Annotated in this window: 17 protein-coding genes; 10 read left to right on the forward strand and 7 right to left on the reverse strand. The window is 43.2% G+C overall.

Annotation, left to right across the window (positions count from 1 at the left end; all coding sequences use genetic code 11):
* Positions 1 to 42 precede the first annotated feature (42 nt).
* The 4 genes from KDW99_RS04975 to KDW99_RS04990 all read left to right on the forward strand — a co-directional run bounded on the left by KDW99_RS04975 (position 43) and on the right by KDW99_RS04990 (position 2,354).
* Positions 43 to 519 carry a prolyl-tRNA synthetase associated domain-containing protein gene (locus tag KDW99_RS04975; protein WP_255828192.1) on the forward strand — a complete coding sequence of 159 codons (477 nt, stop codon included), beginning with the start codon at positions 43 to 45 and terminating at the stop codon, positions 517 to 519.
* Positions 520 to 537: 18 nt separating this feature from the next.
* A complete protein-coding gene (locus KDW99_RS04980) occupies positions 538 to 954 on the forward strand; it encodes a hypothetical protein (protein ID WP_255828193.1) in 417 nt (138 codons plus the stop codon).
* 69 nt (positions 955 to 1,023) lie between these two features.
* Positions 1,024 to 1,593, forward strand: coding sequence for a sigma-70 family RNA polymerase sigma factor (locus tag KDW99_RS04985; protein ID WP_255828194.1), 570 nt, complete (start codon positions 1,024 to 1,026; stop codon positions 1,591 to 1,593).
* Positions 1,590 to 2,354 (forward strand): anti-sigma factor, encoded by a 765-nt coding sequence (locus KDW99_RS04990; protein WP_255828195.1) that lies wholly within the window; start codon positions 1,590 to 1,592, stop codon positions 2,352 to 2,354. Before KDW99_RS04985 ends, KDW99_RS04990 begins: the two co-directional genes overlap by 4 nt.
* 104 nt (positions 2,355 to 2,458) lie before the next feature.
* Here KDW99_RS04990 and KDW99_RS04995 read toward each other — a convergent pair whose 3' ends face one another.
* From KDW99_RS04995 to KDW99_RS05005, 3 genes are all read right to left on the reverse strand, one after another.
* Entirely contained in the window at positions 2,459 to 3,646 is a 1,188-nt protein-coding gene (locus KDW99_RS04995; protein ID WP_255828196.1) for a quaternary amine ABC transporter ATP-binding protein, read from the reverse strand.
* Entirely contained in the window at positions 3,636 to 4,538 is a 903-nt protein-coding gene (locus KDW99_RS05000; RefSeq protein ID WP_255828198.1) for an ABC transporter permease, read from the reverse strand. The genes KDW99_RS04995 and KDW99_RS05000 overlap by 11 nt, the downstream gene beginning before the upstream one ends.
* Before the next feature lie 85 nt (positions 4,539 to 4,623).
* On the reverse strand, positions 4,624 to 5,628 hold the full coding sequence (locus tag KDW99_RS05005; protein WP_255828200.1) for an ABC transporter substrate-binding protein: 1,005 nt from the start codon (positions 5,626 to 5,628) through the stop codon (positions 4,624 to 4,626).
* A gap of 421 nt (positions 5,629 to 6,049) precedes the next feature.
* Between KDW99_RS05005 and KDW99_RS05010 the strand changes: the two genes are divergently transcribed.
* Complete coding sequence (locus KDW99_RS05010; RefSeq protein WP_255828202.1) at positions 6,050 to 6,475, forward strand: DUF7282 domain-containing protein; 426 nt, start codon at positions 6,050 to 6,052, stop codon at positions 6,473 to 6,475.
* 53 nt (positions 6,476 to 6,528) lie between these two features.
* Here KDW99_RS05010 and KDW99_RS05015 read toward each other — a convergent pair whose 3' ends face one another.
* On the reverse strand, positions 6,529 to 7,479 hold the full coding sequence (locus tag KDW99_RS05015) for a LysR family transcriptional regulator (protein WP_255828203.1): 951 nt from the start codon (positions 7,477 to 7,479) through the stop codon (positions 6,529 to 6,531).
* Positions 7,480 to 7,568: 89 nt separating this feature from the next.
* Between KDW99_RS05015 and KDW99_RS05020 the strand changes: the two genes are divergently transcribed.
* From KDW99_RS05020 to KDW99_RS05035, 4 genes are all read left to right on the forward strand, one after another.
* Positions 7,569 to 7,997 (forward strand): DMT family transporter, encoded by a 429-nt coding sequence (locus tag KDW99_RS05020; protein WP_255828204.1) that lies wholly within the window; start codon positions 7,569 to 7,571, stop codon positions 7,995 to 7,997.
* A gap of 11 nt (positions 7,998 to 8,008) precedes the next feature.
* Complete coding sequence (locus tag KDW99_RS05025) at positions 8,009 to 8,470, forward strand: DMT family transporter (protein WP_205115668.1); 462 nt, start codon at positions 8,009 to 8,011, stop codon at positions 8,468 to 8,470.
* Positions 8,471 to 8,682: 212 nt separating this feature from the next.
* Entirely contained in the window at positions 8,683 to 9,126 is a 444-nt protein-coding gene (locus tag KDW99_RS05030; protein WP_255828206.1) for a GNAT family N-acetyltransferase, read from the forward strand.
* A gap of 25 nt (positions 9,127 to 9,151) precedes the next feature.
* Positions 9,152 to 9,484, forward strand: a complete 333-nt coding sequence (locus KDW99_RS05035; protein ID WP_255828207.1) for a YnfA family protein — start codon at positions 9,152 to 9,154, stop codon at positions 9,482 to 9,484.
* A gap of 20 nt (positions 9,485 to 9,504) precedes the next feature.
* Here KDW99_RS05035 and dxs read toward each other — a convergent pair whose 3' ends face one another.
* The 3 genes from dxs to KDW99_RS05050 are packed head-to-tail and all read right to left on the reverse strand — an operon-like array spanning position 9,505 to position 12,571.
* A complete protein-coding gene (dxs, locus tag KDW99_RS05040) occupies positions 9,505 to 11,400 on the reverse strand; it encodes a 1-deoxy-D-xylulose-5-phosphate synthase (protein WP_255829256.1) in 1,896 nt (631 codons plus the stop codon).
* A 50-nt stretch (positions 11,401 to 11,450) separates the two neighbouring features.
* Complete coding sequence (ispA, locus tag KDW99_RS05045) at positions 11,451 to 12,332, reverse strand: (2E,6E)-farnesyl diphosphate synthase (protein WP_255828208.1); 882 nt, start codon at positions 12,330 to 12,332, stop codon at positions 11,451 to 11,453.
* On the reverse strand, positions 12,329 to 12,571 hold the full coding sequence (locus KDW99_RS05050) for an exodeoxyribonuclease VII small subunit (protein ID WP_255828209.1): 243 nt from the start codon (positions 12,569 to 12,571) through the stop codon (positions 12,329 to 12,331). Before KDW99_RS05050 ends, ispA begins: the two co-directional genes overlap by 4 nt.
* Before the next feature lie 174 nt (positions 12,572 to 12,745).
* Between KDW99_RS05050 and pomA the strand changes: the two genes are divergently transcribed.
* Positions 12,746 to 13,501 (forward strand): flagellar motor protein PomA, encoded by a 756-nt coding sequence (pomA, locus tag KDW99_RS05055; protein ID WP_255828210.1) that lies wholly within the window; start codon positions 12,746 to 12,748, stop codon positions 13,499 to 13,501.
* The last annotated feature ends 3 nt before the right edge of the window (positions 13,502 to 13,504 follow it).

A 13,504-nucleotide genomic window follows, 5' to 3' on the forward strand; every position in this document is an offset into this window, starting at 1 on the left:
TTGTTAAGCTGCATTATCAGGGAAGCGACAGAGAAGAGGGTTATGGGAATATTTGAAACGCTTGATGGCTTGAAAATTTCATACGAAAAGTTTGATCATGAGCCTGTTTATACGTGTGAAGAAGCCAACAGTATAAATTCTCATATATCTGGAGCAAAGACTAAAAATTTATTTTTACGGGACCGAAAAGGCAAGCGTCACTTTCTAGTCGTTGTTTTGGATGAGAAGCAAATTGATTTGAATTACTTATCTAGCATTCTTGATGTGAAGCAGTTGAGTTTCGCCTCTCCTCAACGACTAGAAAAGTATCTAGACACTGCGCCTGGCTCTGTTTCTATTTTAGGTGTGGTGAATGACCCTGAGGGCTTAGTGGAAGTTATTATTGATCAAGATGTATGGCAATCCGAGACGTTACAGTGTCACCCCTTGGTGAATACCTCTACTTTGGTTATGAAACTTAGCGACATAGCGATATTATTTGAACACTTAGGCAGGACAAGTAAGGTTATTCAGCTTTAAATATTTAAGGAGCCATTAATGCTTGAACCTGTAATACAAGAGGAAGCCACTGGTTGCGGCATTGCTACTGTGGCGAATATTCTGGGTAAAACCTATGGACAGATGAAAGCCTCAGCCAATGCAATGGGGATTTATGCGGACGATATATCTCTTTGGTCGGACACTCAATATGTAAGACAAATGTTATCTGCTGCTGGCGTGAAAACATCGACAGAAGAGATTTCGTTTTCATCATGGAATGATTTGCCGGATTTAGCCTTGCTTGCCATTAAGCAGCATCAAGAAGCAGGTAAAGACTTCTGGCATTGGGTGGTGTTTAAGCGAGTTGATGGTAAAGCTTTTGTGCTAGATTCCGCCAGTTACTTACCTGTGAATATTCGAACTGACTTCGAGGCTATGCAGCCAAAATGGTTTATTGAGGTTATGATTTCTTGAATTGGGTTTGATCAAAAATAGTGTAATACTGACACTCTACGAAGTGGGTACCTAATCGATGCGAGTCTTATGAATCAATCTTTATTATCGGAACAGCACACGACGGAATCCTTGGCGAATTTGCTTATTCGAGTGGCAAAAGAAGATCGTTCTGCCTTCTCTGAACTATATGAAGCAACTTATCGGAAACTTTTTGGCATTGTTTATCGTATCTTGAAGAATCAGGCGGTATCCGAAGAAGTGCTGCAAGAGGTTTATCTTAAAATATGGGATAAAGCATCAAGCTTTGATGCGAGCCTTGCATCACCGATTACTTGGATGGCGACGATTGCACGTAATCGTACCATTGATGAAGTACGAAAAAATCAATTACCAGACAGTGATGCTGATGTGGATTTTGATTTAATCGTAGATGACTCTATGACGCCAGATGATTCTTTTAGCAAGAGTCGAGATTTACTAAAGCTTGAAGCGTGTTTAGATGGCCTTGAATCGCCTCGTGCACAAATGATAAAAGCGGCATACCTTGATGGTTGTTCTCGTCAAGAGCTTGCTGAACGTTTCGAACAGCCTTTAGGCACTATTAAAACTTGGCTTCATCGCAGCATCAAACAGCTGCAAGGTTGTATGAACTTATGAATAACGACGAAGAAACATCCATTCAAACATTGGCAGCAGAGTACGTACTGGGCACTTTGGATAAAGATGAGCGCGACGCGGTAGAAGCTCGCCGCGTGAATGAGCCTTTACTTGAGCAAGCCATTGTAAGCTGGCAAGCACACCTTGCAGGGCTAAACGACTATGTGCAGGATGCAGAGCCAAGGGAAGGTTTGTTTGATGAAATCTTGGCTAAACTTGACCAAAGATCAGATCAAAAATCTGTGAGCAGTCGTTCACTAAATTCAGCCGCCTCCGCTGTTGTTGTCGAAATGGAAGCGATGCGGACCAAGCTGAAACGTTGGCGATTTGGTGCGTTTGGCGCATCGGCTATTGCGGCTTGTCTTGCCATCTTTATGGTGGTTAAACCACCTGTTGCGCCAGTCGTTCAGGCTAACGCGCCTTTTGTTGCGGTGTTTCAAGCAGACGATAAGCAACCTGCTTTTATCATGTCGCTGGATATTGATACTCGCCAACTTACCGTTCGTCCTGTCAGTGCGCAGGGACAAGGTGAAGGTAAAACCTATCAGTTGTGGATTAAGGCGGATGAAATTGGTCCAGCACCACGTTCTTTAGGTTTATTAGCCAATATTGCTAACCCTATCCAAAAACAAATTAATTATGATCCGGCGGTGATTCGCCACGCAACGTTTGGCATAAGCGTTGAACCTGCAGGCGGCTCTCCAACCGGAGTACCAACTGGGCCAGCCATTCACGGTAGGCTATATCCAACGTCTTTGTGATGAAGGAATCGCGGTGGTGCAAAGTTGAACTAAGAAATCAGCCCTAGCAGGTCGCTAGGGCTGATTAGTAATCTGTATCATCTTTTTTTGAGAGAGCTTTGTCGTCAAGCAGCGTCAAAACTTGGGCTTAATACTTCTGCAATGGCATCATTTGAAAGGCAGCCAATCACTTGGTTGTCACTGTCTAGCACTGGCAACAAATGATGGTCCGTTAACAGAGCGGTCGGTAGCACAGTTTGTAAGTAGTCTTTCTCTTTCACACAGGCTTGATGCAAAAGTGGTGAATCGATGCGGCCTGCTTGGTAAGCTGCTAGACGATTTTTACTGACCACTCCTTGCAGCTGATTGTTTTTGATCCAAACTAGGGTGTCATGCTTTTTGAACGCATCGCTTAAGCCTTCTGCAAAATCGCAATCGATGATTTTGTTCTTACTTCGATCCATAATATGCCTAACTTTCAAGGCTTTGGCTCGGTTTACGTCTTTGGCAAAATCTCTTACATAATTATCGACTGGATTTAGAATGATGTCTTCAGGTGTGCCGACTTGAATCATTTCACCGTCTTTTAGTACGGCAATACGATCCCCTAAACGTAATGCTTCATCTAGATCATGGGTGATGAAAATGATGGTTTTCTGTAATTTGCCTTGTAACCCGATTAACTGAGTTTGCATTTCATAGCGGATCAGCGGATCAAGCGCAGAAAAAGCTTCGTCCATTAAGAGTATTTCAGCGTCCGTGCACAGGGCACGAGCTAATCCAACCCGCTGTTGCTGACCTCCAGATAATTGAGAAGGGTATTGATCCTCATAACCTTCTAGACCTACGACTTCAAGCCATTCTTTGGCTTTGTCTTTCCAAATATTAGGCTTTTCCCCTTGAACAGATAAGCCGTACCCCACATTGTCGAGGACACAGCGGTGAGGCATTAAGCCAAAATGTTGAAATACCATAGACATCTTATGGCGACGGAATTCTATTAACTCTTTTGGGCTTAAAGTTAGTATGTCTTCGCCTTCCACTTTTATCTTACCAGCTGTTGGGTCTATTAAGCGGTTAAAATGGCGGATTAAAGTGGATTTGCCAGACCCAGACAGTCCCATAATGACAAAGATTTCACCGCGATTAACCGATAAATTAATGTCACGCAAACCAACGGTGTGGCCTGTTTTGGCGAGCACATCGCTTTTGCTCATACCGTCATTCACCTTTGGTAGTACCTTTGTAGGGTGGTTGCCAAAGATTTGAGTGAGAGACTCAATCTCAATAATGGGCGTTGCGTTATTGTCCATTCTGGCCGCCTCCAAGGTGTTTTTGTGTGCGCTTTGCATAACTCTGAGAGACGCGGTCAAACATGATAGCGAGGGCGACAATCGCCAACCCATTAAGTAGGCCTAGCGTGAAATATTGATTGGTGATGGATTTCAAAACGGGTTGTCCAAGTCCTTTTACACCAATCATGGAAGCGATAACGACCATGGCGAGTGCCATCATGATAGTTTGGTTGATACCAGCCATAATCGTTGGCATAGCGAGTGGTAGTTGAACGCCAAATAAACGTTGTGTTGGCGTTGCACCGTATGCCGTTGCGGCCTCCAAGGTTTCATGCGGCACTAGGCGTATGCCCAAATTGGTTAAACGAATGACGGGGGGAATGGCGTAGATTACTACGGCGATTACCCCCGGGATTTTACCAATGCCCAATAGCATCACTACAGGAATCAAATATACAAATGCAGGCATGGTCTGCATTATGTCTAAAAAGGGTGTGATGATGGATTGCGCTCGATTTGAACGTGCCATCATGATTCCCACGGGAATGCCTAGGACGATGGCTAAGAAAGTACAAACGGTAATAATACTGAGAGTTCGCATCGTATTATCCCACATACCAAAATAACCAATGGCTAACAAAGAAACGGAGACGCCAACACAAAGTTTCCAAGAGCGACTCATGAAATAGACTAAACCAGCTAAAACCCCCAACACTAACAACCAAGGTGTATCTAGCAGCAAGTTTTCAAACCACACTAGGAAACTCAGTAGAGGATCGAAGAAAGCTTCGATTTGGTCTCCATAAGCACGTGAAAAATCACGATACGCGCCATCCAGTGTTTTTCGTATTCCCAGAAGTTCTCTGCGGCTCATATCGGGAAATTCAGTAAGCCAAGATTGATCTGCCATAGTGTATTCTTTCGGTTATATCAGGTAGGAAAAGTCATGAGCATGGCAGACACCATGCTCATGATATGAATGTTATACGGCATACTTATAGGTTATCTAATGCGGCTATAAGTTTATTTTTTACCTCTGTGCTGACCCACTTAGACCAGACCTCCTCATGTTCAAACATAAAGTTTTCTGCTGCATATTGTCCATCCGCTTGGTTTTCTTCAATCCAGGCAAGCAAACCATTCATTTGCTCGTTGGTGAAAGAGCGTTTGCCTAAATAGTCATAAGCTTCTGGTGATGTATCAGCAAATTCGTCTGTGGTAACGGTATAGACTGGAGAAGGTGGGTACATAGACACAGTTGGCTCTAAACAGTCTGCTAGCGCAATACAGTTTATGAATTCCTCTTTTTTCACCCCTGAGCCAAAGTCGACTTTAACCATTTTGTACTTTCCTAGCACAGCAGTTGGTGCCCAGTAGTAGCCAAACCATGGTGCTTTACGTTCATAAGCTTTGGCGATGGAACCGGCTAAACCTGCGCCAGAACCTGGGTCGATCAATTCAAACCCTGCTTCCTTCAGTTTTAGGGCTCGGAATAAATTAGAACTGGAAATCTGGCAGCCCCAACCTGCAGGGCAGCCGTAGAAGCCTGATATGCTGTCATCTTCAGTGTGTGGAAATTCTTTTGCGTGTTTAATTACCCCTTCGATTGTGGCAAGTTCAGGGTTTTCTTTAACCATGTAAGCAGGAACCCAGAAGCCTTCTTCACCGCCGTCAGATAGAGATTTGCCTGCCAGTTTTAAGCGACCCTCATCAACACCTTGATTCAATAAGTCATTGAAAGAGTTGGTCCAGAGTTCCGGCGCTATGTCTGGTTGTCCTTTTTCAATCATTGATGTACCAGTTGGCATTGTGTCGCCCGGTACTAATTCTGCGTCACAACCAAAACCATTGGCTAGAATGAATTTATCGATGTTGGCAATCAGTGAAGCTGAACTCCAATTCATGTCTGCAATAGTCACTTTTCCGCACTCATGATGAGCCGCGAATGCCCCTGAAGCGCCTAGGGTCAGGGCGACAGAAAGTAGCAGTTTACTTTTCATAATAGTGTCCTTTAGTGATGATTTTTATCAAAGAATTTTTAATATTTTTATAGGAGGTTGACTATTAACTTACATCTCTAATTATTGTATTTCAAATATTTAGCCGCTTTAGTTGTGATTGTATGCGTCTAATATGCTTGATTTAGTTGCTTTTTAGCTGAAAAAGATACCCTGAGTATTTGAGAGGGTTGTGTCTAAATTAGAGGTGTAAATTGTTTTGTTTGCCGGAGTTTATTAGCGTTTAACTCTTCTCATAATTTGAAGGATTTGTACTTCTCATGTGTGGTGGGTTGGCATTTATTTTCAAGTGTTAAAAAAATCTAAGAAAACACTAATTGGCTGAAACCTTTTTCAATTGTGCTCGTAGCTATCAGTGTAAAAGGAAAATACTACTCAATAAGACACTATTTAGGAGTTTATTATGAAAAATACATTTTCACGTATAACACTTGGCTTAGGTATTTTGACAATGACTGGTGCTGCTTTAGCAGGTGGAATGAGCGGCAATCTTTCGGTAAAAGGCAGTGATCAAGATGTATCTGGTGGTACAGTAAGTGCAGATGTCGTTACCGCTGATAGTAATGGCTGGTTAGTTGTTCATCGTACAGATAAGGCGATGAAACCCGGTCCTGTCGTGGCCTATGCACCACTTAGAAAAGGTATGAATCATGATGTATCAGCGATTTTAACTGAGCCTGTTAAATCAGGTGAAATGTTGATGCTGATGTTACATGGTGAGGCTGGTGGCATGAAAACCGGTATTTTTGAATACACCTTAGGTGCGAAAGAAGATGGCCCTATCAAGGTGAACGGCAAGCTAGTGATGGACGTGATCACAGCAAAATAATGTCGAAGATTATTGATTAATAAGGGGGAGATGTATTTTCATCTCCCCCTTTCTTATGCGTTTTCAATAAGGCGTTTATTCCAGTAGGGATGCGAACGGCCAAAAAAGTCTGCCATAAAATCAAGAAAATACACCACTTTTGAAGACTTTAGTCTGTTGCCTGGATAGAGAGCATAAATGCTTTGTTGGGTGTCTTTCTCTGATCCTTCCCAGTTTTCTAGCAAGGCAACCAATTCTCCTGATGCCAAGTGCTTAAATACTAACCAGCGTGGAAATAAAATAATTCCTTGGCCAGCTAAGGCAGCTTGCACCAGAATGTCTGCATTGTTGCTGCATAGGTTGCCAGTGACTTCAATGTACTCAAATGCGGTCTTGCCTTCCTGTTGGAAGAACCAGCTACGACGTCCGTTATTGCCTTTATAAACCAAGCAGTTTAAATCGAGCAGTTGCTTTGGCTGAGTTAGGGTGTCGATTTTTTCTTTTATGCTTTCAAGATAACTTGGTGCTGCGCACAGTACGAATTGTTCGTCGGCAATGGCTTGGTAATTCAAACTAGAGTCTTCAAAACCACCAATTCTAATAACAATATCAGAGCCATTCGCGACAGGATCGACATAGGCATCGGTTAGCATCAATTCAACATTTATGTCTGGATAGCGCTGCTGAAACTGACCGATTAATTGAGATAAGTGTAATCGGCCAAATGAAACTGGCGCATTAATGTTTAGATTGCCCTGTGGAGTGAGAAGCGAGCCTTTAGCATGCTCTGTGGCTAAATCTAGGCTAATTAATGCTTCTCTTACTTCCGCAAAATAATAATCGCCCACTTCGGTAAGCTTTACCGCACGGGTATGTCGATAAAAAAGACGCTGGCCAAGCTCCTCTTCCAAGGCTGAGATGTATCGAGAGATAGAAGACGGAGGTAAATTCAGCTCACGTGCAGCTGCAACAAAGCTACCTGTTTTAGCAACGGAAAGAAAAACTCTGAGTGGTTTGATGCTCATAATGCAATTATTACTTGTTATCTGTGTTATTGATTTAATTTAAGCATCAATAAACAATGCCCGCAACGAAAACGAGTGGAATAAAAGCTATGCAAATAATTGTTTATCTCTTGGTGTTGGCAGCGGGCATGGGATTGTCTGCTGAGGCTGGACTGTTAGGGCCATTAGGCGAATTAGTTGGGCATTTTTCAGCTACCTTGGCGATTTTTATGATTGGGTCGATATTGTTGTCATTGATTATGGTGTTCTTTGCTAAGCCTAATTTACCTGAGTTGTTTAAACAGCCTAAATGGTTATTAACCGGCGGCGTCTTAGGACCTGTTTATGTTGTTTTTCTCACCATAGCAACACCGATTATTGGTGTGGGTATGACGATGACCAGTGTTTTATTAGGACAAATCGGTATGAGTCTGGTGATTGATCATTATGGTTTGTTGGGCAGTGAAAAACGCGGGATTGATCCGTATCGAATTTTGGCTGTGGTGATGATTGTCGCCGCCCTTTGGCTTTTGAGTTAGGAGAAAATAGTATGACCGTAATTATCGCCGTGTTTATGTTGATATTGGGTGGTGTGGCCCTGTCTGTTCAGTCTTCCATTAATGGCCGTCTTGGCAATACGGTTGGCGTAATTGCCAGTGCTTGGCTGACTTTTGTGATTGGTTTCGCTATCTCCTTCTTGCTGTTTTTCTTCTTTGAACCAAACCATGACGTCACCCTTTTTAGTGCGCCTAAGTGGCAGCTTATGGGAGCGTTATTTGGTGTGATGTATATGTTAATTGTGGTGTTTGCTGTGCCTAAAATTGGTATAGCAGCAGCGACAGTCTGTACGATTTCAGGTCAATTGATTATGAGTCTGGTCATCGACCATTTTGGCTGGTTGGAAAATAATATTATTCCATTAGATAGCAGCAGATACATTGCGATTCTGTTGTTAATTGGCGCGATCACAATGATCTATTTGAGTAACAAACGCAGTTTAAAAGCAGCTTAATTATTCATCCTGTTACCTTTAGTGGCCTAGTCGATTTGTAAACAATAGATCGGCTAGGCCACTTTCGTCTTTACTTCTTCAAATGCTGTCGTCTTAATAGAGCTGGCTCAAAAAAATGTCACAGAACAACCTTCTGTATTGTTCGCTTCGCTTGTAAACTGATATTTTTAGATGAAAAACTGCGACTTAAGGTTTGCGTTTACGGAGTAGAAATGAATATTCAGGAAGCGGATGTTGTAGATTTAGAACCTGTTAAGCTCTTTATTAGCCAAGTATCTGCAGTGGACGTGTTGCCTCACTTCAATGTTCAGGGAAAAGCGGAATACCAAGCGCGTGTCTTACCCGATATTATTACGACGTTTGATGTAGAACGTTTCCAGACTCTAAAGGTCGTAGACTCTGGCGAGATCGTTGGTTTTGCTGCGTTACGTGATGGCAATTATCTTACTCATTTATTTGTGTCTAAATCGCTGCAAGGTCAGGGGGTTGGTAAACAATTACTTAGCGCTTTATTAGAGACAACAGACGCTAAAGAAATCAGTCTGCGTTCGTCAGTGAATGCGGTTGGCTTTTATGAATCTTATGGGTTTGAAGTAACAGGGAGCGAGGCTGATTTTAATGGTATTCGCTTTGTGCCTATGTGTTTGGTGCGTTGATTAGATTATTAGAAGGAATACTCTTTTGCCTGAGTTAAAAACACTAGGTCTTTTTATGGTAACCGCACTGGCAGAGATTGTTGGTTGCTATTTGCCTTACCTTTGGTTGCGTGAAGGCAAAACAATCTGGTTATTAGTGCCTGCTGTATTTAGCTTAGTGGCATTTGCTTGGTTGTTAACGCTGCATCCGACAGCATCAGGCAGGGTCTATGCGGCTTATGGTGGTGTCTATATCTTCATGGCCGTTTTATGGTTGTGGGTGGTTGACGGTATTCGTCCAACGACGTGGGATATGCTTGGTTCTGCGGTGGCGCTATTAGGAATGGCAATTATTATGTTTGCACCACGGTCAGCATAACGACAGACCGTGGCTTAGATTCAGCCTTGGAAGCCTTCTATAGCGAATTTAGCTTTTTTTTCGATACTTTGCAAAATCCCTTCTGCGTCCAATCCTATGCGTCTTAGCATAGATGCATGGCTAGCATGTTCTTCGTATTGATCTGGTAAACCAAGGTGAAGCGTTGGAATGTTTATGTTGTTAGCAAGTAGGAATTCACTTACTGCTGAACCTGCCCCGCCCATGATGGCATTCTCTTCAACGGTTACGATAAGTTTTGCCTCGCGATTAGCAAGTAACGCTTCTTCATCGATCGGTTTAACAAAGCGCATATCGAGCAAGGTCGCGTCTAATTTATCTGCGGCTTGTAGAGCATCGTAAGTAGGGCGACCAAAACCGCAAATGACAACACCAGATTGACCAGTTCTTAGTGTACGAGATTTGCCAATGGCAAGTGTGCTCAATGTTGATTCAATATTAATACCTTGGCCAGTTCCGCGAGGATAACGCACGGCAGCTGGGCCTTTATGTTCGTAACCAGTTTGTAGCATCTTACGGCATTCGTCTTCATCAGAAGGCGCCATAACAACCATATTTGGGATACAACGAAGGTAACTTAAATCGTAAACGCCAGCATGAGTTGGACCGTCTTCACCGACTAATCCTGCTCGGTCAATGGCGAACAAGACATCAAGATTTTGCAGTGCCACATCGTGAATGAGTTGGTCGTAAGCGCGTTGCAGAAAAGTTGAGTAAATCGCAATAACAGGTTTAACGCCATCACAGGCCATGCCAGCGGCTAATGTCACTGCGTGTTGCTCTGCGATGGCAACATCAAAGTATCTTTCTGGGAAGCGATCAGCAAACTCAATTAGATCGGAGCCTTCTTTCATAGCTGGGGTGATAGCGACCAATTTGTCGTCTTGTTCGGCGGCATCACACACCCATTTCCCAAACACATTACAGTATTTTGGTAATTTGCTTTTCTCTACGTTTGGTTTCGGATCAGGCTCGATCTTATTAATAGCGTGATAGCCGATAGGGTCGCCTTCAGCGGGCTCAAAACCTTTGCCTTTTTTTGTTATGACATGAAGGAATTGAGGGCCTTTTCGGTCTTTTAGATTAGCGATTGTTGTTAATAAATGGTCCATATCGTGACCATCAATCGGCCCGATATAGTTAAAACCAAGTTCTTCAAACATCATGCCTGGCGATACCATACCTTTCATGTGTTCTTCGGCTTTTCGAGCCAGTTCTAATGCGGAAGGCAAACCTGAAAAAACTTTTCTGCCACCTTCTCGAATGTGGTCATAAGTTTTACTGGCCCAAATACGAGCAAAATAGCTAGACAGTGCGCCAACCGGCTTCGAAATAGACATCTCGTTGTCATTTAGAATTACCAGCATATCGGCTTTCACATCACCCGCATGATTAAGTGCTTCGAACGCCATGCCAGCAGACATAGCACCATCACCAATGATTGCCACCGCTTTGCGGCCTGTTTTTAATTGACGTGCAGCAAGTGACATGCCCAGTGCGGCACCAATCGATGTGCTTGAGTGACCAACACCAAAGGTATCGTATTCACTTTCATCGCGCTTTGGAAAACCGGATATACCGTTTTCCTGACGAATATTAAGTAGCGCGTCGCGACGCCCCGTCAGAATTTTGTGTGGGTAGGCTTGATGTCCTACATCCCAAACAATGCGATCTTCTGGTGTGTTGTATATATAGTGAAGGGCAACGGTTAGTTCTACGACGCCAAGACCAGCGCCAAAGTGACCGCCAGTTTGTCCGACGCTGTACAGCATGAACTCTCGTAACTCGCGGACAAGAGAAGGCAATTGCTCTTTTTTAAAGGCACGCAAGTCAGCAGGTGAGTTGACTTGATCAAGTAGCGGCGTGTCAGGTCGCGCAGTAGGTATCTCTTCGAACATCGGCACAGGTTTGGTCACATTTAATTAATCTAAAAAAGCGGGTAAGTATATCAGTGGTTACGACCAATAATATAGTTCGCCAGCTCAACTAAAGGCTGGGCTGCGTCACCAAATGGTGAAATAGCGGTAATAGCTTGCTCATGTAAACTCAGCGCAAGCGCTTGAGCGCCTTCTAAACCAAGCAGTTTTGGGTATGTTGGCTTATTTGCGTCTTCATCAGAGAATTGCGTTTTACCCAACGTCGTTGTATCGCTGGTGATATCGATAATATCGTCTTGAACTTGAAATGCTAAGCCAATCGCTGCTGCATAAGCATCTAGGGCGGCGAAATCGGCTTCACTCTTTGCTCCAGTACTAATTGCGCCCATGCGAATACTGGCTCGAATCAATGCGCCCGTCTTATGCTGGTGCATTTGTTCTAGCTCATCAATATTAATATTTTTGCCAACGTTGGCTAAATCAATCATTTGCCCCGTGACCATACCGTGACGGCCAGAAGCCTGAACAAGCTCTTGAATCAATTGTATTTGACGTGTTGTATTCTGGTGCTTTGAGTCACTCAGTAGCTCAAAGGCAAAGGTCTGCAGTGCGTCACCAGCAAGTATGGCTGTCGCTTCATCGAATTCAATATGACAAGTGGGTTTGCCGCGGCGAAGGTCGTCGTTATCCATTGCAGGAAGGTCATCATGAATCAGGGAATAGGCATGAATAGACTCGATGGCTGCGGCGCTGGCGTCAGTCAGTTCATTAGACGGCCCAAACAAAGAGGCGGTAGCGTAGGTTAACATAGGGCGAACGCGTTTGCCGCCATTAAACAAACTGTATGCCATGGCTCTTTGTAAATCAGAGGCAGGTTTGTATTGACCTAAGTTTTTTGTAAGGTAATCATCAACTCTACAGCGAGCGTATTGAGAAAAATCGTCTAAAGTCACGAATTTAATTCCGGATCAAAAGTTTCTAGGTGCTCACCATCTTGTTTTTCCAAGAGTATTTGAACTTTTTGCTCAGCTTGGGTGAGAACTGACTGGCATTCTTGGCTCAGTTTAACACCTTTTTCAAAGGCTTTTAGCGCCTCTTCAAGAGAAAGCTGGTTAGACTCCAGTTGCGTGACAAGCGTGTCTAATTCACTGAGGTTTTCTTCAAAATGACGGACATTTGTTTTACGGGGCATGATGACTACTCTTGTTTAAACCTACGTTTTGTAACAGAAAATAAGCTACTGTTCGAGGGAGTGTTAATGAAAATTACAAAAATTCTGCAAGAAGATGTCATTCTTCTTCTGTGTTTCGTATAGAATCATTAAATTGTACCAGTCGCATTATAGCTTTTTTGTTAGGAGACGTGTGTGGATATCGCAACGTTAATAGGCCTTATAGGGTCTTTTATAGTAATTATTTCCGCCATATTTGTCGGTGGATCAGCAGGGATGTTCCTCAATGTTCCATCGATTTTGATTGTGTTAGTTGGTTCTATCTTTGTTGTGTTGATGCAATACCCATTAAGTCAGTTTCTTAGTGCCGGCAAAGTTGCTGCGAAAGCCTTCATGTTTAAGAGCATACCGTTAGATACTTTGATCGATGAGATCTATGGCCTAGCAGATGAAGCCCGTAAGGGTGGTTTACTTTCATTAGAAGGTAAAGAGGTTAGTCACCCGTTTTTATCAAAAGGTATTCAGATGTTGGTAGATGGCCATGATAGTACGGTGGTCAAAAGTCAACTATCTAAAGATATGAATCAGTCATACGCTCGACATACGGCCGGTGCCAAGATCTTCAAAGCCTTCGGTGATGTCGGCCCGGCCATGGGTATGATCGGCACATTGGTTGGTCTAGTACAGATGTTGGCAAACATGTCTGATCCAAAAGCAATTGGACCTGCGATGGCTGTAGCCCTTTTAACAACACTATATGGCGCTATGATGGCCAACATGGTGTTTTTGCCCATGCAAGTAAAACTAAATATTCGTGCTGATGAAGAGTTAATTTGCCAAAAGTTAATATTAGATGCTTTGCTTGCCATTCAGTCTGGCCAGAACCCTCGTATTTTGGATGGTGCTCTTAAGTCTTATATGGCTGAAAACAAGCGATTAGAGCGTGAATAAAAT

The sequence above is a fragment of the Marinomonas rhizomae genome (assembly GCF_024397855.1).
Classification (GTDB): domain Bacteria; phylum Pseudomonadota; class Gammaproteobacteria; order Pseudomonadales; family Marinomonadaceae; genus Marinomonas; species Marinomonas rhizomae_A.